The sequence below is a fragment of the Mesobacillus subterraneus genome (assembly GCF_023715485.1).
Classification (GTDB): domain Bacteria; phylum Bacillota; class Bacilli; order Bacillales; family Cytobacillaceae; genus Mesobacillus; species Mesobacillus subterraneus_B.
Map to the genome: position 1 here is coordinate 47,011 of NZ_JAMBOF010000019.1, position 19,874 is coordinate 66,884.

The window sequence follows — 19,874 nt, forward strand, 5'->3', positions numbered from 1 at the left end:
TCCTTTATTCCACATGCTGCGCCCTCACTTCATTTCGTTTTGCTATAAAGAATGTTGAAACAAGGAATAAAATAAAGCTGACAAGCAAAGTGACGCCACCGCCAATATATAAAACGAGCGAAACCGCTTCTGGCAGATTGAAAGGCTTTAGATTATGCACCCACATTCCTGCTGTAAGTCCTGTCGTACCGATTATAGCCGTCCACGTGTGCCATGCCGCCAATTTTTTCGACGTTATTGTGAACACTTCATAATAAACCGCCCACGCAAACAAGGTCAGCCATCCGACAACCAGGATATGCGCATGGATCGGCCGGAACGCATACGAAACAGAACCCGCCATATGTGCGCCAAGCATTGCCCCAATGACAGAAAACACGGCCGAAAATCTAAGCAAAGCTAAATTTCTTTCCTTCAAAATAATCCACCCCTTTAATGATTAAAAAAACACCTTCTGCTCACTTACGAATCTCATTATAAGAAACGAAAGTGAACGGAAGGTGAACGCGATATTACAAATTAGCCCAGATTGCGTTTATTAAAGAGAAGAACGAGGAACCGCCACCTCAGCTTTTGTTGGAAGAACGAGGAACCGCCACCTCAGCTTTTGTTGGAAGCACGAGAACCGTCCCTCTGCTTCCTAGGCAGGGTGACGATAAATTCAGTGCCTTTATCTGGCTGGGTTTTTACTGAAATGGTTCCTTTGTGCAGCTTGATGATCCGGTCTACGATTGACAGGCCGAGACCGGTTCCGTCCACTTCTCTGGACCTTGAAGGGTCGGCGCGGTAAAAGCGGTCGAATATCCGCTCTGTTTCTTCGGCGGTCATTCCTATTCCTGTGTCCTTGATGATCACCTTGATAAAATGAAGTTCATCATGGACGCCAATTTCAATTTCTCCATTTTCTTTATTGTACTTGATTGCATTTGTTAAAAGGTTTTCCCAGACATTATAAAGGAGTGTCGGGTCTCCTTCGCAAACCACATTCGGAAGGTTATAGGTGATGGTTATTCCCTTCTCGTCGAGCTGCCATAAATACATTTGCACCAGTTCTTTCAGCTGGTTCCCCAGATTGAATGGAGCTGTATTGAAATAATAATCTTCTTTTTCCAGAGAAGTGAGCAGCAGCAGTTGCTTAGTCAGTAATGAAAGCCGATTGGTTTCCTGATGGATCACCTGGATGTATTGGGCTTTTTCATCCGGAAGCAAATTTTCCTTTGCCAGCAGATGGGCGTATCCCTGGATATTCAATAACGGCGACTGAAAATCATGGGACACATTCGAGACAAATTCTGTCCGCATCTGATCAAGCTGACTTAGCCTGAGTGACATCTCCTCAAAGCTACGCGCCAACACGCCGATTTCATCCTGCCGGCTGATATCCAGCTTGATATCAAATTTACCATCCTGGATATCCTTCGTCGCCGATGTAAGCTTCGTGATCGGCTTCACGAGGAACTTTGAAGCAATCAAAACAAGTATGACACTGACAACAAACATAATCAGAATCATCCAGCCCATCAAGACATGGATTTCACTGAAAAGCAGCTTGATATCCGGTCTCATGAACAGCGCATACTGCTCATTTTCATAGCTGAACGGTATCCCGACTGTATTGCGAAGCTCATTCGCGAAAAATCCGGTGACGAAGGTTTCCATCGGGAATTCCCTCATGCCGTGATAGATTTCTCCTTCTAGAACAGAACCCACGGCTTCCCGAGGCAGATTCTGTCGTTTAAACTCCGCTCCAAAATATTGCTCAGAACCACTGGCGTTAACGATGTAAATTTGATAGCCCGTCGATGCGGCACTGTGTAAGTACGGTTCAATCTCGATGTTTCCCTGACTCTCAATGTAGCTGGCAAGATTTTTAGCCACACTCACATTTTTTTCATCATTCAATGGCTTCACAAGCTGATGGTAATACGTATTGGAAATAAAAAAGCCTAAAATCGTGCTCGTAAAGATGATGGCAATGGTCGCTAGCACAAATTTTGAGTAGATGGATTTCATTTGTTTTTTACCTCGACTAAATATCCAACGCCTCTGATCGTTTTAATCGTGAAGGCATTCGTCAATTCAGAGAATCGGTCGCGCAGCCTTTTTATATGGACGTTCAGCGTTCGCTCATCTCCGGCAAAGTCAAGGCCCCAAATCTCTTCGATCAGCTGGTTTCTTGTAAACACCTGGTTTGGCTTGGATGCCATAAACGAGAGCAATTCAAATTCCTTGAGCGGCAAAATGATCGTCCGGTCATCTGCCTGGACCTCGAAATTCTGCTGGTTGATGGTTACATTGCCAATCGTAATCATGAGATTGCTCCGCTTCTGGTAGCGGCGGAAAAGCGCATTGATCCTGAAAATCAGCTCTTTGGGGTCAAACGGCTTCACGATATAATCGTCCGTTCCTGAGAGGAATCCCAGCTCCTTGTCCTCGATCTGTCCCTTCGCTGTCAGCATGATGACCGGGATATCATGCGATTCCCTTATTGCTTTCGTAAGCTCATAACCGTCCATTCCAGGCATCATCACATCAACTACAGCCAAATCAATGACTGAATTGGCCAGGATTTTCAAAGCATCAACCCCGTTCATCGCCTGTAATACAATGTGCCCTTCATCTTGAAGCTGTTTTTTTACCAAATATAGAATGTTGATATCATCGTCAACTATTAAAATCGCTGCCATAACCAGGTCTCCTTGCAAAGCTCTTAATACCATTTATTATAGCGATTCGAGAGCCGGCATCATAGCCAATTACTTTTCTCCTATATCAACCCAATTTTCATGCCTTTAAACTCTATCATTTATACTTGTTTCGCAACTCGAAATTTGTCTAATAAATAGGTAACTTACTCTATTAAATGTTTTCTCAATTTTCCGTAAAATAGATATCAAATCTAGTTCTTGGAGGAATGAATATGAATTTGAAGAAGAAAGTTTTATCCGTTTCTTTATCCAGCATGATGGCTCTTGGCGCAGTAACAGTGGTTTCTCTTCCGGCTGGCGCGGTTGGAAATGGTCCTGGTGCCGGGAATGGCTCCGTGCAAACCTCGATTCTTCATACATATGAAAGCTTAGTAGAATATCTGAAGACTCAGGATGCGAAGCAAGAGGCGATGGAACTTGAAGTGATTGGGCAGACGGTCAAAGGCCGCGACATTTATATGGCTAAATACGTTTCCAATCCAGAAAATCCGACGGTGTTATTTTTAACTCAGCAGCACGGAAATGAACAGCTGACAACTGAGGGAGCAATGGAATTCATCAAGCATTTGGGCACCTCAAAAACCAGTGGAGTATTGGAAAATGTTAATATCTTGGTCATCCCGATGCTAAACGCGGATGGCGCGATGGGCGATGTTGATTTCTCTCTTGAAAACTATCATGCTGACGGCGACCGCCACCTGACCCGTTACAACGCAAACTACGTGGATTTAAACAGGGAGCATGCAAAAGAAACGAGCGAGATGGAACCAGAAGCGCGTGCACTTCATGAAAATGTCTTCGCTAAGTATGATATTGATTATATGATCGATCTTCATCATCAAGGAACGCTGAGCGAAACTGAAGGCGAGTTAGTATCCGGATCGATTCTTTATCCTACCAATGAGAATGTTAAGCCAGAGGTGCTTGAAGGCTCCAAAAAGCTTGGCGCAGTAGTATATAATGCGCTTGAGGATACTGGATGGGGACACATTGGAAAATATGTAGGCGGCACCGGAACGAATATTGGACGCAACGGAGCAGCTGTCCGCTATGACATTTCAACTCTACTATTCGAAATGCGCGGCATGTCCGACCACTTTATTGAATCATACGCACTTGGCCAGAAGAGCAATGGCTATCTGATCAAGCAGACCATCACGACCCTGGATGCCACAGTAAGGGCAATTGCAGATGATTCTATCGAAAAGATGGACACAAGCTTCTGGGATACACTCCCTGAGCAGAAAAACAGGCAGAGCGAAGAAGCTGACGAGTAAGATTCTAGCAGTGTGATTCATGTGGGTCACACTGCTTCTCTATGCAATGCAACTGAAGCGCGATTCATTTTACAACTTTAGCCTACCTCCATTAGTACCTTTACAGTATTTAAACCCCACATTGCTTTTTGTATGATTAAGGTGAAAAACCATACAAATAAGGAGGTTAGCCAATGCATTCTCGATTTTATCTTCTTATGCTCTCATTTCTCCTCTTGTTGAGCCTCTGGACTGGTCCTGCTTTTGTTCATGCCTCTACTGTTAAGTCTGCCGTTCCGGGACAGGAATGGGAAGATACAATTTATGATCGCCCAGAAATCTATTCAAACTATATTACAGAAAAAGATGTCTTTATAAAAATGAGAGACGGAGTTATTTTAGCAGCCGATGTGCACCGACCTGATGGACCAGGGCCGTTTCCAGTCATCCTCACACAAACTCCGTATAACAAGAACGTCAGCAGCACCGAGAATCTCAATGAGTATTTTATTAAACGAGGCTATGCGCATGTTGTAGTCGATGTCCGTGGAACAGGCTCCTCACAGGGTGCATGGGATTCGTTCGGCGAGGCAGAACAGCGTGATGGCAAGGAGCTTGTGGAATGGGCAGCAAGCCAGCCGTGGAGCACCGGAAAGGTTGGTTTATATGGCTCTTCCTACCGTGCGATCAACCAGCTTTTAACCGCAGCCCAACAGCCTGAAGGACTGGAAGTCATTTTCCCGATCGTGCCGATGGGTGATATGTACCGCGACATTCTTATGTCAGGAGGAATGGTCAACACAGGATTCATCCCGCTCTGGCTCGGACTTGTGACAGGCAGCGGCTTGCTTCCGCCTTCCTACACTCTATCTGACCCAATCATGGGCACGACGGTATTGCTAAACCATACAGGCCAATTGCTCGGCTTTCCAGTCAGCACCCTGAGCTCAGCGATTACAGGCGGCGAATTTGCCTACGATGGACCAGCCGCACAGCTGCGCTCCCCACTGGCGGTTGCCGATCAAATTGAAGTTCCCGCATTTTTTACCGGAGGACTTCATGACCTGTTCCAGCGCGGAACTCCGCTTATTTATGAAAAATTAAAAGCAAACGGCGTACAGACAAAGTTGCTGATGGGAAACTGGACGCACGGGAACTATGGCAGCGGTTTGCCTGCCGACAATGTCCCTGCTCTCGATCATATAGCGTTGAGATGGTTCGACCAGTATTTAATGGGCATCAACACGAACATCAATAAGATTCCAGATGTCACTCAATTTGTACTCGGTGATGATCGCTTTGAGGTCCAGCCTGGCTGGCCTCATCAGGAGGCAACTGATGAAAATTTTTACCTTCGCAGTGGGAAATTATTGACAAGGGAGACTCCTTCCTCTTTGGAGCCATCGCGCACCATGCTCCAGCAGCCGCTGAACGGCATCTGCTCAGGCAGCACGAACCAATGGATGGCCGGAATTCCAGATGCCCTGCCATGTACGAAGGATAACCGACTGACCGAATTGGGAGAACTCACCTATACGACTGCACCAATGAATACAGATTTGCGTGTTTCCGGGCCGATTGCCGCTAAAATTTTCGCTAAAACAACCTCGCGCGAACTTATATTGTCTGTGCGTGTAACAGATGTCGCGCCGGACGGGACTTCTCGCGAGATTACCGCTGGCTGGCTGGCTGCCTCACACCGGGCAGTCGACGAGAGCAAAAGCCGCTTCCTCGATGGAGAGAATATTCAGCCTTGGCATCCATTTACGAAAGCCGCGGTTCAAGAAGTTACACCCAACGAAGTTATGGAGCTCGATGTGGAAATCTTCCCGAGCAACTTCGTCATTAAAGAAGGCCACAGACTCCGCGTTTCCATCGGGCCAAGCGACTTTCCACATTCGATGTCGCCGGTTCCGCAGCTTGTAGATCAACTTGGTGGAGTCGCCACAATTTTAAATAGCTCAAAATACCCGTCATCGATTGTGCTCCCGGTCGTGGAGGAATAATCATGAAGTTAGCCTGCCGAGTTTACGGCAGGCTTTTTTGCCTTAAAATATTCACTGGCTATTTATTCTCTTTTGCTTAAATATGGAGGAGAAAGGATGTGGAGTATGATTATAAAAACACGCGTTAAATCAAATGAGTTGAAAATGTTGGATTGTTTAGCACCTCGGATGGAATTCACTGAGAAAGAGAAACAACGGCACTATGGTCTCAGGAAAGGATTTGAAGGAGAAATCAAGTTTGATATATGGATGGAAAGCCTTGAAATTGAACATCTGACACTGAATGACCTGCTCCTAGAAGTAGGAGGCACTACTTTCCAGATTGATTCTCTTGTCATTGTCCAAGATAATATCCTTGTTTTCGAGGTTAAGTACTATGAAGGTGACTACTACTACGAAGGTGAACGTCTCAAAAAAATCAACGGAAGTGAAATCAAAGATCCCCTGCTCCAATTAAAGCGGAGTATTTCCCTGCTTCGACAACTATTCGAAAGCTTAGGCTTTAAACTCGTGATTGTATCCTCCGTCGTCTTCATCAACCCTGAATTTACTCTATACCAGTCCCCTAAGGATGCACCCATTATCTTTCCGAGCCAGTTAAATCGTTATATGAATAGTCTAAACAAGAAACATTCCAAAATGACCACCCTTCACAGAAAAATGGCAGAAAAGCTTTTACAATTACACCAAACTGACTCCCCTTACAAACGAGTTCCAAAGTACGATTATGATCACTTGGTGAAAGGATTTATGTGTGGAGAGTGTCACCAGCCTTTGGATAGGACCGAAAAAAAGGAATTCGTATGCAGCCACTGCGGAACACATGAAAAGATTGATGCCGCCGTTATGCGAAATATTGAAGAAATTAAGTTGCTTTTTCCGGAGAAGAAGTTAACTACAGCTCTGGTTTATGATTGGTGTAATGGAGTATTACCTATTAAAGCAATTAGAAGAGTCTTAAACAAAAATTTTAGTCCGGTGGAAGACAGGCATACACGACATTACACATGATATTTTGCGTTTTTCCCTTTCCGTTCCCAGCTATGTTTTGGGGTAATACCGAGAATTTCCTTTTACCCTTTTTAGCTCCCTGCGGCGTTTTGGGGTAATGCAGGAGCTTTCCTTTTACCCTTTTTCCTTCTCTGCGACGTTTTGGGGTAATGCAGAGGCTTTCCTTTTACCCTTTTTCCTTCACTTCGGAGTTTTGGGGTAATGCAGAAGCTTTCCTTTTACCCTTTTTCCTTTTCAGCGACGTTTTGGGGTAATGCTGGAGCTTTCCTTTTACCCTTTTTCCTTTTCAGCGACGTTTTGGGGTAATGCAGGAGCTTTCCTTTTACCCTTTTTCCTTCACTTCGGAGTTTTGGGGTAATGCAGAAGCTTTCCTTTTACCCTTTTTCGCTCGCTGCGGCGTTTTCGGGTAATGCAGAGGCTTTCCTTTTACCCTTTTTCCTTCTCTGCGACGTTTTGGGGTAATGCAGGAGCTTTCCTTTTACCCTTTTTCCTTCTCTGCGACGTTTTAGGGTAATGCAGGAGCTTTCCTTTTACCCTTTTTCCTTCTCTGCGACGTTTTGGGGTAATGCAGAGGCTTTCCTTTTACCCTTTTTCCTTCTCTGCGACGTTTTGGGGTAATGCTGAGGCTTTTCTTTTACCCTTTTTCCTTCTCTGCGACGTTTTGGGGTAATGCAGAGGCTTTCCTTTTACCCTTTTTCCTTTTCAGCGACGTTTTGGGGTAATGCAGGAGCTTTCCTTTTACCCTTTTTCCTTCTCTGCGACGTTTTGGGGTAATGCTGAGGCTTTCCTTTTACCCTTTTTCCTTTTCAGCGACGTTTTGGGGTAATGCAGAGGCCTTCCTTTTACCCTTTTTCCTTCTCTGCGGAGTTTTGGGGTAATGCACGGGCTTTCCTTTGGCGCACAAAAACCCGCTGGGGAAACCAGCAGGCTATTCGTCTATTAGGTTTAGTGCCTATCCTTCCCCACATACTTCCCATAGTCCGGTACCGCAATACTGTCAAATTCCCGCACCAACTTTTCTAGACTGTTTGACAGTAATTCATCAGACATTAGCAGCCCATGTCCTGTTACGGCGGCGGCGGGTTTTAATGCCTCCAGCTTAATGACTGATTCTTTAGCGGATTTCCAATCGGGCGTTAGATACCTTGGAGGCCCGCTTATTTCCTGTTCCTGCATTAAAACCTTATACAGGGATTCCTGTTTAACCGTCACAAAGGCGTCTCCTGCGATTAGCATTCGATCTCTTTCCCTAAATAAAGAGACATGGCCTGGAGTATGCCCCGGTGTGTGAATCCACTTAAATTCCGGCATATGCGGAATACTTCCATCAGGAGGAAGCTTTTCAACATTACCCCCAAGGTCAATCGGTTCATTTGGAAAAAGAGGTGACAACTTCGCTACCAAGCCACCTTCAACGGACGAGTCGGGTTCAGGATAACTCTTTTGCCCTGTTAAATAAGGAATCTCCATTTCATGTGCATATACAGGGACTTCCCAATGCTTCACTAATTCAATAATCGCTCCAACATGGTCGAAATGGCCATGTGTTAAAATAATTGCTTTTGGGCGGCTATTCGCTCCAAAACGCTCCTCTGTCACGGAAATGATTTCTTCCGCTGATTCAGGCATTCCCGCATCGATCAGAACAAAATCCTTTGTTTCCGGATTTCCAACCAAATGAATATTCACAATCTGGACAGTATAATTGAATAGGTCTGGCAAAATCTCCATGCCCACACCGCTGCCAATAGAAGTAGCAGGAATATATTTATAATCACTTCCGTAGTTCATTTGCTTATCTATTTCCATTCAAATACCTCCGTAAAAACTCAATTCCATACAGAGTTATTGTCTCTCTTTAAAGATAATTTATGATTTGGAGGCGTTGGGATCAAAAAAAGGATCGAGAAACGTACAAAGTACGCTCCCGACCCTTCTGGAGTTTTTATTCAATTATAAATTAATTTATTCAACCGTAACGGACTTAGCCAAATTCCTTGGCTTATCGACATCACAGTCGCGGTGCAATGCTGCGTAGTAAGAAATCAATTGCATTGGTATTACAGAGATAAGAGGTGTTAATAGGCTGTGCACTTCTGGAATGACGAAGCGGTCTTCGTCTGTTTCCAGTCCTTTCATGGAAATGATGCACGGGTTTGCTCCGCGGGCAACGACTTCTTTGACGTTTCCACGGATGCTTAGGTTGACAAAGTCTTGAGTTGCAAGGGCGATGACTGGTGTGCCTTCTTCGATCAAAGCAATCGTTCCGTGCTTCAATTCTCCGCCTGCAAAGCCTTCAGCCTGGATATACGAAATTTCCTTTAGCTTCAACGCGCCTTCTAGGCCTACGTAGAAGTCGATTCCGCGTCCGATGAAGAATGCGTTTCTTGTTACAGTCAGGTATTCGCGGGCGATGCTTTCGAATTCTTCTTTGTCATCGCAAAGAGCTTCCATAGCTGTCGCAACGATTCCTAATTCCTGTACAAGATCGAAGTCAACATCATGGCCAAGGCCGCGAGCTGTTACTTCAGCTAAAATTGCAAGAACAGCAAGCTGTGCTGTATAAGCTTTAGTTGAAGCAACCGCGATTTCAGGGCCAGCATGAAGAAGAAGAGTGTAATCTGCTTCACGGGATAGCGTAGAACCAGGAACATTCGTAATCGTAAGTGCCTTGTAGCCCATTTCCTTCACTTGAACAAGAACCTGGCGGCTGTCCGCAGTTTCACCGCTCTGTGAAATGAAGATGAACAATGGCTTTTCAGAAAGAAGCGGCATGTTGTAGCCGAACTCACTTGAGATGTGGACTTCGACAGGAATCTTCGCCAATTTTTCGATGAACTGCTTGCCGACAAGACCAGCATGGTATGAAGTACCCGCAGCGATGATGTAGATGCGGTCTGCTTCTTTCATGGCAGCAACAATGTCAGAGTCGATTTCAAGCCCGCCTTCGCCATCCTGGTAGTTCTGGATGATTTTGCGCATCACTAGCGGCTGCTCGTCGATTTCCTTGAGCATGTAGTGTGGGTATGTTCCCTTTTCGATGTCGCTTGCATCAAGCTCTGCAGTGTAAGGAGCGCGTGTAACAACTTCTCCTTCAAGATTCTTGATTGTCACTTCGTCCTTTGTAACAAGAACCATTTCCTTGTCCATCAGTTCAACGTACTGGCTAGTTACCTGGATCATTGCCATAGCGTCACTCGCTACAACATTGAAGCCTTCTCCAAGACCTACTAGAAGCGGGCTCTTGTTTTTCGCCACAAAAATAGTTTCATCATTTTGCTCGTCGATAAGGGCAAGTGCATATGAACCATGTAAAAGTGTCAGCGTTTTCCGGAATGCGTCTTCCACGCTCAGACCTTCGTTAACGAACAGTTCGATCAACTGAACGATGACTTCAGTATCTGTTTCACTTTTTAATTGAACATTTTGCAAATACTCGCGCTTCAATAGATCGTAGTTTTCGATTACCCCATTGTGAACAAGAGTCAATCTGCCATTTGTGCTCTGGTGAGGGTGAGCGTTCACCTTGCTTGGCGGCCCATGAGTAGCCCAGCGAGTATGGCCAATACCTGCGTTTGCCATAACATCAAGGTCTACTCCGTTGCGAAGGTCCGCAATGCGTCCTTTTTCTTTAAAAACATGAACGCCGTTGCCATTGATGACTGCGATCCCAGCAGAGTCATATCCTCTATACTCAAGCTTTTCAAGGCCTTTTAACAAAATCTCTTTCGAGTCGTTATTTCCAATATATCCAACGATTCCACACATAACTTCTTTTCCTCCTGTACGACAGGGAGCAAGAAGCCTTTTTAGGGGCAGCTTGCCCCCTTATCTCTTATATTTGAGGTAATATAACCTCGCTAATTTTAGCATCCCCTTCTCTTTGTCCATTAAGTTGCCTTAATGCTTTAAAGAAGGAATTCGCGGCTGTGCTTTCAGCCGGGAGGCATCCGCCGAATGTTCGATAAACCTCCACCTCGTCAACTAATCCACTTATCCGGTCAAGGATTAGTCCTGGCGCTTTATGTTTTTTTCCATTTGTGAACCCCTGCCCACCTTTCAATTGGAATGGTGCTTTTGTTTTTTTTACAAAAACAGGATTATCATACATGATACTGATTAATCCGTCAATAGAAAAACAAAGGAAAACAGCCTACCCGTACAATTACCCTCCACAGATAAGCTAAAACTTCCCTTCATAAATAAATATGCATAAGGGCTCCATTTTGTGCTAAATGCCCTTATGCATATGATGTTCATTACTATTCTTTTAGTCCCATTTCTTCTTCTACAACGACAGCGATCCTGCTTACATATTCCTCGCAAAGCTCTGCTGAAGGTGCTTCAGCCATGACGCGTACTAATGGCTCCGTTCCGGAAGGACGAACAAGGATGCGGCCATTGCCGTCCATTTCAGCTTCAACCTGTTCAATCACTGCTTTTACCTTCTCGTTGTCAGTCACATGGTGCTTGTCTGTCACTCGGATATTCACGAGTACCTGAGGGAATTTCTTCATTTCTTCTGCAAGCTCTGAAAGCGGCTTGTTAGTTGCTTTCATGATGTTAGCAAGCTGAAGGCCTGTCAGAAGGCCGTCTCCAGTTGTATTGTAATCAAGGAAAATGATATGCCCGGACTGCTCTCCTCCAAGGTTAAAACCATTCTTCTTCATTTCTTCTACTACATAGCGGTCCCCAACAGCAGTTTGAACACTTTGGACTCCGTGCTCTTCAAGGCCTTTGTAGAAACCAAGGTTGCTCATTACGGTCGAAACAACTGTACCATGCTTTAGCTGACCTCTGTCCTTCAAAAACTTGCCGCAAATATACATGATTTGGTCACCATCAACGATGTTCCCCTTTTCATCGATCGCAATGAGGCGATCCCCATCTCCATCAAACGCAAGCCCAAGGTCGGCACCCTTTTCTTTAACGAATGCTGCAAGTGCTTCGGGATGTGTTGATCCAACACCATCATTGATATTCAAGCCGTTAGGTGACGCTCCCATGGTTGAAGTATCTGCATCAAGGTCAGCAAATAGATGCGTCGCCAATGAAGAAGTTGCTCCGTGAGCGCAGTCCAATGCGATATGCAGACCTGTGAAATCTTCATCAACAGATTGCTTTAAATATTGAAGGTACTTCTGGCCGCCTTCAAAATAATCATTTACCTGCCCAAGGTCAGCTCCAACCGGACGTGGAAGCTCATCTGCCTCCAGATCCATCAATTGTTCGATTTCCAGTTCCTGCTCATCTGAAAGCTTGTAGCCGTCGGGACCAAAGAATTTAATGCCATTATCCGCAACCGGATTGTGCGATGCAGAAATCATAACGCCTGCCTGCGCACCAAGGGCCTTTGTCAAATATGATACTCCAGGAGTGGAGATGACGCCGAGCCTCATAACTTCAGCTCCGATCGACAATAGACCGGCAACAAGTGCTCCTTCAAGCATATGGCCTGAAATACGTGTATCACGGCCAATCAACACCTTAGGGCGACTATGTTCTTTTGTAAGGACATAGCCTCCAAAGCGGCCTAGCTTGAAAGCCAATTCAGGTGTCAATTCACTATTCGCAACACCGCGTACTCCGTCTGTACCAAAATATTTACCCATTCTTAAAATCTCTCCTTGTATGAAAAATTGCAGTCAAATTATGCTTCTTTTCTCGCAACTGATATATTGGCTTTTCCTCTATCCAGTTTCCATGTGATATTTTGAGGTGCAGTCACCTTCAAATCAACCTCATGCTCTCCTTCATCCAAACCCGACACATTAATCAATATTTTGAAATTGCCGGCAGCAAGAGGAGACACGATGTCACTCGGACCTGAGACAATAATGTTTGTCTGACCATTCGCAGGGTTGAGGAAATCTACATCATATCCATCATCCATGCCCTCAATCTCAATTGGAATATTTGAGATGGTTTTTTCAGTTTCGGTGGTGACATTGACTGAAACCTTGACCGTTTCCGGTGAAACCTTCACTACTCCATTCGCGATGATCACCGGCAGAGTGATTTCCGTGTCCTCATCAATTTTACTGATATCTACCTCGACACGTGCGCTTTCAACTTTGTCCAGCACATCTGGATTCGCAATGATTTCTGCTTCCTTCGTATCCAAAGTTATCGAATCGATTGTTACACCACTTGGCGAAGTCCCTTTTCGGACAATATCAATCGGTACCTTTTTGCTTGAGCTTTTAACTGGAATCGTCACATCGACTGTTTGAGGTTCAACATTAACATCAAGCTTATTCATTTCCTTATCTAAAACGAGGACACTTGCCTCACGCGTAATTGTTTCAGATATTTTGCCGGATGAATTAACAGTCGCCTTCACGTACGTGATCTTGTCAACGACATCCTTCGCACCTGTTATTTGTACTTTATTCGGCTTAACGGTAGGCTTTTCAGCAATATAGCCTTCTTCGACTATGCTGCCGCTGAATTCCGCCTCGACCTTGAATTCCTTCGTCACCTTCTCCTGGACCGAAACATTGGCATAACCAGGTTCAATCGTGACAGTCAGACGGTCTGAAATGTCTTTTATGGTAATCGGTACTCGCTGTTTTCCCATTTCAGCATCTGTCAGGTCTACAAACACTTCGAAGTTCCTTAAAGTCTTTGCCTGCTGCACAAGGTTTTTTGGCCCCTGCAGCGTGACTGATACTGTTTCGGGAACTCCTGAAACAACGAGTGTGTCTGTGTCATAAACCCTTTTTACTGGAACTTCCTCAATCGTTTCCACCTTCTCATCTGATGGAACATTTACATCCCCAGGCTTATCCGGGTCATTCTTAGGAACAGATCCAAAGAGCAGAACAGCTAGAACAAGGGCAACCACTTTAATGAACCATGGGCTATCCATGAGTTTATCCATTTTTCTTCCCCCTCCAATTCCAGCGGGTAGAAGCTGCCTGCTTGATTCTTGATGGCGAAATCAGCTCGGCTGTGAGCAGTTCTCTTAGCGTATCCCCGCTCAAGTCACGATAAAGCTCCCCATTTCGGGTAACCGAGACATTTCCTGTCTCTTCCGAAACAACAATCGTGATACTGTCGGTTACTTCACTGATTCCCAGGGCGGCTCTGTGCCTTGTCCCTAGTTCCTTCGAAATGAATGGACTTTCAGAGAGCGGCAGATAACATGCCGCAGCAGCCACGGTATTTTTCTGTATGACGACAGCTCCATCATGAAGCGGTGTGTTCGGTATGAACAAATTAATCAGCAATTCGGAGGAAATTTTTGATTGAAGCGGAATGCCAGTTTCTATGTAATCACTCATCCCTGTTTCTCTTTCAATCGAAATTAACGCTCCGATCCGGCGCTTGGCCATATAATCAGTTGCCTTAATAATTGCCTCCACCATCTTCTCTTCATCTTCTTCTTCCTGCAGGCCTGATCTCGCAAAAAGACGCCCTCGGCCCAGCTGCTCTAGTGCCCTTCTTAATTCAGGCTGGAAAATGATGATAATGGCCAGGAATCCCCAGGTTAAAACTTGCTCCATCATCCAGCTGAGCGTGTTCAATCCGAAGAAGTCACTGACGAACTTTACAATCAGAATCACAAAGATTCCTTTCAAAAGTTGTACAGCCTTCGTCCCTCGTATAATGGCAATCAGCTTATAAATGACGAACCAAACCAGGAGAATGTCAATAATATTGGCTAGATATTCTAATAAATCGAAATCCGCAAACGACATTGCACTTCCTCCAATAGTGTAGTAAGGCTCTTTTTTGCAGTTTTTTTCATGAACAAATAACTATGTAAAAAATCCCTGCCTCAGAGTGAAAACAGCCTTTTTGTAAAAAGCAGAAAATCACAAATGCACTTCAGCCCATAAACATATATAACTTTTTTATTATAACATAAGGACTGTTTAAAATAATAATGAAGTAGTCATGTGAAAAAAGCTCGCACATATAAATAGCTAAGCATTCGCAATCTTCCAGGTAAACAAAACAGCCACTCCTATTGGAATGACTGTTCCTTTTCTTCACTTTCAAAAAGGTTTGCAGTGTTCTTGGCGGTCTTTTTTATATGGTACCAGATCCACTCGAACACTTCATTGACCTCTGTTATTTCTCCCGTTACATTTCCCGCTGAAGCCAGGTATTTCTCACCGTTGATAACAGTGACATTCCCCTGGACCTCGCCCTCTATTTTCACCTTCCCGTTCCTGACTACGACATCGCCTTTGACGACTTCGCCTTTAGGCACGATGACCGTGTCATTCTCTACGAGCAGGTTAGGCTGTTTCGAAACCGAAAATTGGTGCTCCTCGTTCCAGGTTGTAAAGATGCTGCCAGTCATTAATGCAATAAAAAGAGATGCTGCTGTTAACAGCGGATGGCTTCTGAACCATCGCTGGATTTCAGTCTTCTTCTTTTCCTTTGGCAAGCCGGCCATTACCTTTGAGGTGAAATCATCTGGCGCCTGGATGTGAGAGGTGCTCTGTACAAGTGCAATCGCTTTGTTCAGCTCCCTGAAGTATTCCTGGCAATCTGAACAGCTTTGCAAATGCTCTCTTAAAATCTTTTCATGTTCTTCGGTAATTTCATCATCAAGATATTCATGCATATAATCTATAGCTTGTTCGGGACAATTCATTATCTTTCACCTCACCTTATACGTGTCGCAATTGTTGCCTTAAGGCTTCTCTTCCTCGATGTATTCTTGTTTTCACCGTACCAAGAGGGAGATCGAGTATTTCACTGATCTCATTCAAACTAAGTTCCTCAATATACTTTAATACGATAACCGACCTATATTTATCGGGTAATTTGGAAATTTCTTTTTGAATCGTGTCATGCAGCTCGATGCTTTCGACTTCGTCCTCTGGCAAAGGAGTTTCAGAAGGAACTTGGGAATACATTGTCAAGCCTTCTGTTCCAGGCACTTCCGCATCAAGAAAATAATCCGGTTTCTTTTTGCGGATCCGGTCAATACAAAGGTTCGTAGCAATTCTGTACAGCCAAGTGGAAAACTTCAAGCTTTGATTGAAGCTGTTAATATTGATATATGCACGTATGAATGCTTCCTGTGCAATATCCTCTGCTTCATGTCTGTTGCCTAGCATACGGTAGCAAAGCTGAAATACCTTGTCCTTGTAGATTTCAACAATTTCCCCATAGGCATTTTGGTCTCCCTTAATTACCTGTTTAATTCTCTGTTTAACTATGGTTTCCATTATTATTTTACCTCCGCGCTTCATGCGGCTAATCGATATACGAATCGATTCCGGAAAAGGTTTCGTTTTTTTTATAAAAACTTGCTTAAAGTTGTGAAATTGACAAAATTATACTCTAACCGACTATGTACAACCTTTTGGTGCAAAAAATGTCTAAAAACATCAATAAGTTTATGTTAACAAATTTTTACCAGTTTGGTTTAAAAAGATTTTTTCAGGGGTATAAAGGGACTATATTTTAGTGAAAGCGAGGAAAGTTCGCAATGTGTGCAGAAACGTTATTGAAGGATATTGAGAATTGCCGAAAAGAAATGGTTGAACTCGCAGCAAAAACCTCGCTGTCAAATCAACGGGTGGTAGCGATCAGCACGAAACTCGACCATTTACTAAATAAATATTATCATCTATCTGACAAAAAGACATTTCTATATTAAATATTAATGATAAAGGAGCAGCAGCCACGATTCGGCTGCTGCTCCTATTTTTTCACCCAACAATACATTTGTATTCATCACTGGTTAGAGATATGCAATTACAGAAGCTTTTCTCCAAACAAAGAGCCCATCAAGGCAACCGCCGCCACAGCCGTTTTATTTTTCTCATCAAGGATTGGATTAACCTCCACGAATTCAGCGGATGTGATGATTTTCGCCTCTGCCAGCATCTCCATTGCCAAATGGCTCTCACGATAGCTGATGCCGCCCATAACCGGGGTCCCAACACCGGGAGCGTCTGTAGGATCCAGTCCATCAAGATCAAGTGATAGATGGACGCCATCTGTCTTTTCGTTTAAATAGGTAATTGTTTCTTCCATTACCTTCGCCATTCCAAGACGATCAATTTCGTGCATCGTGAACACCTTGATGCCCAGTTCCTTAATCAATTCTTTCTCCCCATCATCTAAAGCTCTCGCTCCAATGATGACGATATTTTCAGGCTTAACCTTTGGTGCGTAACCGCCTAAGTCCGTTAACATCCCATGCCCGAGCCCCAGGCTCGCAGCTAATGGCATACCATGAATATTCCCTGATGGCGATGTATCTGCCGTATTCAAATCCCCATGGGCATCATACCAAATTACGCCAAGGCTTTTATAATGCTTAGACACTCCAGCCAATGTACCGATGGCTATACTGTGGTCGCCGCCCAATACGAGCGGGAATGACCCGGACTGAATAATTTTATCCACCTCATCTGACAGCAGCTTATTTTTCTCTGCTACCAGTTCGAGATTGCGCAGGTTGCTGTTTGGATCAATCTTCACTTCTGGCCTGCCAACCGAGATATCTCCTAAATCTTCTATCTCATCAAATAAAACTCTTAATCTCTCGTTAATGCCGGCATAACGGATCGCGCTCGGACCCATGTCGACGCCCCTTCTCATTTGACCTAAATCCATAGGCATGCCAATAATCGAAAGTTTTTTCATACTTTTCTCCCCCTTGCCTTCTCTCATCTCTATCCCTATTTTAAACGCTTTCATTTCAATGACTCAACTGGACATTTTTATGAATATATATACGGTTTAGAATTGAGTGAATAATTAAGGAGGAAAGAAATCATTCTTTTAATAAGATGCTTCATTTGGACTCGAGTTTTGCTTTTCTCTGCCAAAAACGTCAGTAATCGCTATGATCTAATTCTCTTATTGCTAAATAATAAGGCTCTGTTAAAGCCCAATGATTTTTTTAATACCTGTTGATTGTAGTGGAAGGCGCGTAGACTCCTGCGGGCTTAGCTGGTCAGATGAGACCCCGCAGGAGCGAAGCGACGAGGAGGCTCAGCGCCAGCAAAGAAGAATTTGTTCTTTGAAAAAGTTGGTTTTTGAACTTTTTCATAATTCTTCCCCCGCGGAAAGCGAAGCGCCTGGAACGAAAATCAACAGCCGAGTTTAACAGAGCCAATAATAAAAAAACCATAAACCCAATTGGATTTATGGCTGAAATGGTATTTATGTAGTGTGATGGTGGAGCCTAGCGGGATCGAACCGCTGACCTCCTGCGTGCAAGGCAGGCGCTCTCCCAGCTGAGCTAAGGCCCCATATGGAGCGGAAGACGGGATTCGAACCCGCGACCCCAACCTTGGCAAGGTTGTATTCTACCACTGAACTACTTCCGCATGTCTTTATTATATTCGATAAAACCCCTAAAAATAAAGGATTAAGTTTATTCTTAGGGGTCTTAACATGAGTGAGCCATGAAGGACTCGAACCTTCGACCCTCTGATTAAAAGTCAGATGCTCTACCGACTGAGCTAATGGCTCATATTTAAAATGGTGCCTATACAGAGTTATTGTTTAGATCCGGTGCTCAAAAGACCTTCGGTCTTTCTCGCAAGTTGCCGCTGGAGTTCTTCAATGAAGCGAGCAACTGACTGAGCTAATGGCTCATAGGATATAATCTACCCCGTTAATAGTCTTTTAAGCACCTGAGTGCAAAAAGAAAATAAAATGGCTGGGCTAGCTGGATTCGAACCAACGCATGACGGAGTCAAAGTCCGTTGCCTTACCGCTTGGCTATAGCCCAATGAAAAAATAAAAAGGACATCAGTAGCTTGTCCAATTTTTATATGTATTAAAATGGTGGAGGGGGACGGATTCGAACCGCCGAACCCTGAGGGAGCGGATTTACAGTCCGCCGCGTTTAGCCACTTCGCTACCCCTCCACATGAAGAAACTTCCTAACCAGGTACATGCTCAAAATCCCTTCGGGATTTCTCGCATCTTTCCGCTGAAGCTTATTCAGGGAAGTTAGAAAGATGGTGCCGGCGAGAGGACTTGAACCCCCAACCTACTGATTACAAGTCAGTTGCTCTACCAATTGAGCTACACCGGCATTTAATGAAGATTATTTTCACTGAGTGAAAAAATTTTGGTGGAGGATGACGGGATCGAACCGCCGACCCTCTGCTTGTAAGGCAGATGCTCTCCCAGCTGAGCTAATCCTCCATGATATTGTATTTCGCAGATGCTTTTTTAAAGATGTTTTTTTTTGCTTTCGCGAAAATAAAACCAAGTGACCCCTACGGGATTCGAACCCGTGTTACCGCCGTGAAAGGGCGGTGTCTTAACCGCTTGACCAAGGGGCCATATAATAATATTTTGAGAGCTTCCAAGCGGGCTCGAACCGCTGACCTCTTCCTTACCATGGAAGTGCTCTACCTGCTGAGCTATGGAAGCATTTTGCTGCCAGCTCAAATGACTATTGTCATTTAGAGATAATGGCTCCGCAGGTAGGATTCGAACCTACGACCGCTCGGTTAACAGCCGAGTGCTCTACCACTGAGCTACTGCGGAATAATGGTATATTTCATAACTCTTGCAGATGATTCGAATGCCTCACCTTAGAAGTTGTCCAAGATGGAAATGCATCATTGCCCGGCGACGTCCTACTCTCACAGGGGGAAACCCCCAACTACCATCGGCGCTGAGAAGCTTAACTTCCGTGTTCGGTATGGGAACGGGTGTGACCTTCTCGCTATCGTCACCAGACAATTTTGTAAAGACAATATTTATTATACTGCCTTTTATGCATTTTTCAAGAGAAATTTTCATTCCCTCAAAACTAGATAATGTTTGTAAGAAGAATTCAGAAGAAACGAGTAATCTATTTTGGTTAAGTCCTCGAACGATTAGTATCAGTCAGCTCCACACGTCACCGCGCTTCCACCTCTGACCTATCAACCTGATCATCTTTCAGGGTT

The 19,874-nt window shown here is 44.4% G+C and carries 16 protein-coding genes, 10 tRNA genes and 2 rRNA genes; 4 read left to right on the forward strand and 24 right to left on the reverse strand.

The features are described 5' to 3' along the window. Positions 1 to 4: 4 nt before the first annotated feature. From M3204_RS20360 to M3204_RS20370, 3 genes are all read right to left on the reverse strand, one after another. The gene (locus tag M3204_RS20360) at positions 5 to 418 is read right to left on the reverse strand and encodes a hypothetical protein (RefSeq protein WP_251486981.1); all 414 of its coding nucleotides are present in this window, start codon (positions 416 to 418) and stop codon (positions 5 to 7) included. Positions 419 to 600: 182 nt separating this feature from the next. After that, positions 601 to 2,013, reverse strand: a complete 1,413-nt coding sequence (locus M3204_RS20365) for a sensor histidine kinase (RefSeq protein ID WP_251486995.1) — start codon at positions 2,011 to 2,013, stop codon at positions 601 to 603. Further along, positions 2,010 to 2,687, reverse strand: a complete 678-nt coding sequence (locus M3204_RS20370; protein WP_251486997.1) for a response regulator transcription factor — start codon at positions 2,685 to 2,687, stop codon at positions 2,010 to 2,012. The genes M3204_RS20365 and M3204_RS20370 overlap by 4 nt, the downstream gene beginning before the upstream one ends. Positions 2,688 to 2,920: 233 nt before the next feature. Between M3204_RS20370 and M3204_RS20375 the strand changes: the two genes are divergently transcribed. The 3 genes from M3204_RS20375 (at position 2,921) to M3204_RS20385 (ending at position 6,981) form a co-directional block, all read left to right on the forward strand. Further along, a complete protein-coding gene (locus M3204_RS20375) occupies positions 2,921 to 3,985 on the forward strand; it encodes a M14 family zinc carboxypeptidase (RefSeq protein ID WP_251487000.1) in 1,065 nt (354 codons plus the stop codon). Between the two features lie 173 nt (positions 3,986 to 4,158). Then, positions 4,159 to 5,970 (forward strand): CocE/NonD family hydrolase, encoded by a 1,812-nt coding sequence (locus M3204_RS20380; protein WP_251487003.1) that lies wholly within the window; start codon positions 4,159 to 4,161, stop codon positions 5,968 to 5,970. A gap of 96 nt (positions 5,971 to 6,066) precedes the next feature. Next, positions 6,067 to 6,981, forward strand: a complete 915-nt coding sequence (locus M3204_RS20385) for an NERD domain-containing protein (protein WP_251487006.1) — start codon at positions 6,067 to 6,069, stop codon at positions 6,979 to 6,981. Between the two features lie 945 nt (positions 6,982 to 7,926). On the opposite strand, the gene M3204_RS20390 is transcribed toward M3204_RS20385, so the two are convergent. The 8 genes from M3204_RS20390 to sigW all read right to left on the reverse strand — a co-directional run bounded on the left by M3204_RS20390 (position 7,927) and on the right by sigW (position 16,172). Next, entirely contained in the window at positions 7,927 to 8,784 is an 858-nt protein-coding gene (locus M3204_RS20390; RefSeq protein ID WP_251487061.1) for an MBL fold metallo-hydrolase, read from the reverse strand. Between the two features lie 162 nt (positions 8,785 to 8,946). Beyond that, entirely contained in the window at positions 8,947 to 10,749 is a 1,803-nt protein-coding gene (gene glmS, locus M3204_RS20395; protein WP_251487009.1) for a glutamine--fructose-6-phosphate transaminase (isomerizing), read from the reverse strand. Between the two features lie 67 nt (positions 10,750 to 10,816). Continuing rightward, positions 10,817 to 11,092: a hypothetical protein gene (locus tag M3204_RS20400; protein WP_251487012.1), complete on the reverse strand. Its 276-nt coding sequence runs from the start codon at positions 11,090 to 11,092 to the stop codon at positions 10,817 to 10,819. 151 nt (positions 11,093 to 11,243) lie between these two features. Beyond that, positions 11,244 to 12,593: a phosphoglucosamine mutase gene (gene glmM / locus M3204_RS20405; RefSeq protein WP_251487015.1), complete on the reverse strand. Its 1,350-nt coding sequence runs from the start codon at positions 12,591 to 12,593 to the stop codon at positions 11,244 to 11,246. A 38-nt stretch (positions 12,594 to 12,631) separates the two neighbouring features. After that, complete coding sequence (locus M3204_RS20410; RefSeq protein ID WP_251487019.1) at positions 12,632 to 13,864, reverse strand: CdaR family protein; 1,233 nt, start codon at positions 13,862 to 13,864, stop codon at positions 12,632 to 12,634. Beyond that, on the reverse strand, positions 13,857 to 14,684 hold the full coding sequence (cdaA, locus tag M3204_RS20415; RefSeq protein ID WP_251487032.1) for a diadenylate cyclase CdaA: 828 nt from the start codon (positions 14,682 to 14,684) through the stop codon (positions 13,857 to 13,859). Before cdaA ends, M3204_RS20410 begins: the two co-directional genes overlap by 8 nt. A gap of 269 nt (positions 14,685 to 14,953) precedes the next feature. Further along, positions 14,954 to 15,592, reverse strand: coding sequence for an anti-sigma factor family protein (locus tag M3204_RS20420; RefSeq protein WP_251487035.1), 639 nt, complete (start codon positions 15,590 to 15,592; stop codon positions 14,954 to 14,956). Between the two features lie 16 nt (positions 15,593 to 15,608). Further along, a complete protein-coding gene (sigW, locus tag M3204_RS20425) occupies positions 15,609 to 16,172 on the reverse strand; it encodes an RNA polymerase sigma factor SigW (protein ID WP_251487037.1) in 564 nt (187 codons plus the stop codon). A 263-nt stretch (positions 16,173 to 16,435) separates the two neighbouring features. Here sigW and M3204_RS20430 point away from each other — a divergent pair, with 263 nt between their 5' ends. After that, positions 16,436 to 16,606 carry an aspartyl-phosphate phosphatase Spo0E family protein gene (locus M3204_RS20430; protein WP_251487039.1) on the forward strand — a complete coding sequence of 57 codons (171 nt, stop codon included), beginning with the start codon at positions 16,436 to 16,438 and terminating at the stop codon, positions 16,604 to 16,606. A 98-nt stretch (positions 16,607 to 16,704) separates the two neighbouring features. Here the strand turns inward: M3204_RS20430 and rocF are convergent, their stop codons facing one another. The 13 genes from rocF to M3204_RS20495 all read right to left on the reverse strand — a co-directional run. Then, complete coding sequence (gene rocF, locus M3204_RS20435) at positions 16,705 to 17,601, reverse strand: arginase (RefSeq protein WP_251487041.1); 897 nt, start codon at positions 17,599 to 17,601, stop codon at positions 16,705 to 16,707. Between the two features lie 535 nt (positions 17,602 to 18,136). Further along, a tRNA-Ala gene (locus tag M3204_RS20440) sits at positions 18,137 to 18,212 on the reverse strand. Positions 18,213 to 18,215: 3 nt separating this feature from the next. Continuing rightward, positions 18,216 to 18,290: transfer RNA gene (locus M3204_RS20445), tRNA-Gly, on the reverse strand. Positions 18,291 to 18,362: 72 nt separating this feature from the next. Next, positions 18,363 to 18,435: transfer RNA gene (locus tag M3204_RS20450), tRNA-Lys, on the reverse strand. 187 nt (positions 18,436 to 18,622) lie between these two features. Continuing rightward, positions 18,623 to 18,697: transfer RNA gene (locus tag M3204_RS20455), tRNA-Gln, on the reverse strand. A 54-nt stretch (positions 18,698 to 18,751) separates the two neighbouring features. Continuing rightward, positions 18,752 to 18,836: transfer RNA gene (locus tag M3204_RS20460), tRNA-Tyr, on the reverse strand. Between the two features lie 94 nt (positions 18,837 to 18,930). After that, positions 18,931 to 19,006 (reverse strand) — tRNA-Thr (locus tag M3204_RS20465). A 37-nt stretch (positions 19,007 to 19,043) separates the two neighbouring features. Continuing rightward, positions 19,044 to 19,119: transfer RNA gene (locus tag M3204_RS20470), tRNA-Val, on the reverse strand. 68 nt (positions 19,120 to 19,187) lie between these two features. Continuing rightward, positions 19,188 to 19,259: transfer RNA gene (locus M3204_RS20475), tRNA-Glu, on the reverse strand. 18 nt (positions 19,260 to 19,277) lie between these two features. After that, a tRNA-Thr gene (locus M3204_RS20480) sits at positions 19,278 to 19,350 on the reverse strand. Between the two features lie 42 nt (positions 19,351 to 19,392). Beyond that, a tRNA-Asn gene (locus M3204_RS20485) sits at positions 19,393 to 19,467 on the reverse strand. Positions 19,468 to 19,546: 79 nt separating this feature from the next. Then, positions 19,547 to 19,662 (reverse strand): 5S ribosomal RNA (rrf, locus tag M3204_RS20490). A 120-nt stretch (positions 19,663 to 19,782) separates the two neighbouring features. Next, positions 19,783 to 19,874 (reverse strand): 23S ribosomal RNA (locus M3204_RS20495); the annotation flags it as partial.

Excerpts from the sequence above, each read along its gene's own strand:
- M3204_RS20365 (WP_251486995.1), bottom strand. The coding sequence starts at position 2,013 with ATGAAATCCATCTACTCAAAATTTGTGCTAGCGACCATTGCCATCATC.
- M3204_RS20370 (WP_251486997.1), bottom strand. The coding sequence starts at position 2,687 with ATGGCAGCGATTTTAATAGTTGACGATGATATCAACATTCTATATTTG.
- M3204_RS20375 (WP_251487000.1), top strand. The coding sequence starts at position 2,921 with ATGAATTTGAAGAAGAAAGTTTTATCCGTTTCTTTATCCAGCATGATG.
- M3204_RS20380 (WP_251487003.1), top strand. The coding sequence starts at position 4,159 with ATGCATTCTCGATTTTATCTTCTTATGCTCTCATTTCTCCTCTTGTTG.
- M3204_RS20385 (WP_251487006.1), top strand. The coding sequence starts at position 6,067 with ATGTGGAGTATGATTATAAAAACACGCGTTAAATCAAATGAGTTGAAA.
- glmS (WP_251487009.1), bottom strand. The coding sequence starts at position 10,749 with ATGTGTGGAATCGTTGGATATATTGGAAATAACGACTCGAAAGAGATT.
- M3204_RS20400 (WP_251487012.1), bottom strand. The coding sequence starts at position 11,092 with ATGTATGATAATCCTGTTTTTGTAAAAAAAACAAAAGCACCATTCCAA.
- glmM (WP_251487015.1), bottom strand. The coding sequence starts at position 12,593 with ATGGGTAAATATTTTGGTACAGACGGAGTACGCGGTGTTGCGAATAGT.
- M3204_RS20410 (WP_251487019.1), bottom strand. The coding sequence starts at position 13,864 with ATGGATAAACTCATGGATAGCCCATGGTTCATTAAAGTGGTTGCCCTT.
- cdaA (WP_251487032.1), bottom strand. The coding sequence starts at position 14,684 with ATGTCGTTTGCGGATTTCGATTTATTAGAATATCTAGCCAATATTATT.
- M3204_RS20420 (WP_251487035.1), bottom strand. The coding sequence starts at position 15,592 with ATGAATTGTCCCGAACAAGCTATAGATTATATGCATGAATATCTTGAT.
- sigW (WP_251487037.1), bottom strand. The coding sequence starts at position 16,172 with ATGGAAACCATAGTTAAACAGAGAATTAAACAGGTAATTAAGGGAGAC.
- M3204_RS20430 (WP_251487039.1), top strand. The coding sequence starts at position 16,436 with ATGTGTGCAGAAACGTTATTGAAGGATATTGAGAATTGCCGAAAAGAA.
- rocF (WP_251487041.1), bottom strand. The coding sequence starts at position 17,601 with ATGAAAAAACTTTCGATTATTGGCATGCCTATGGATTTAGGTCAAATG.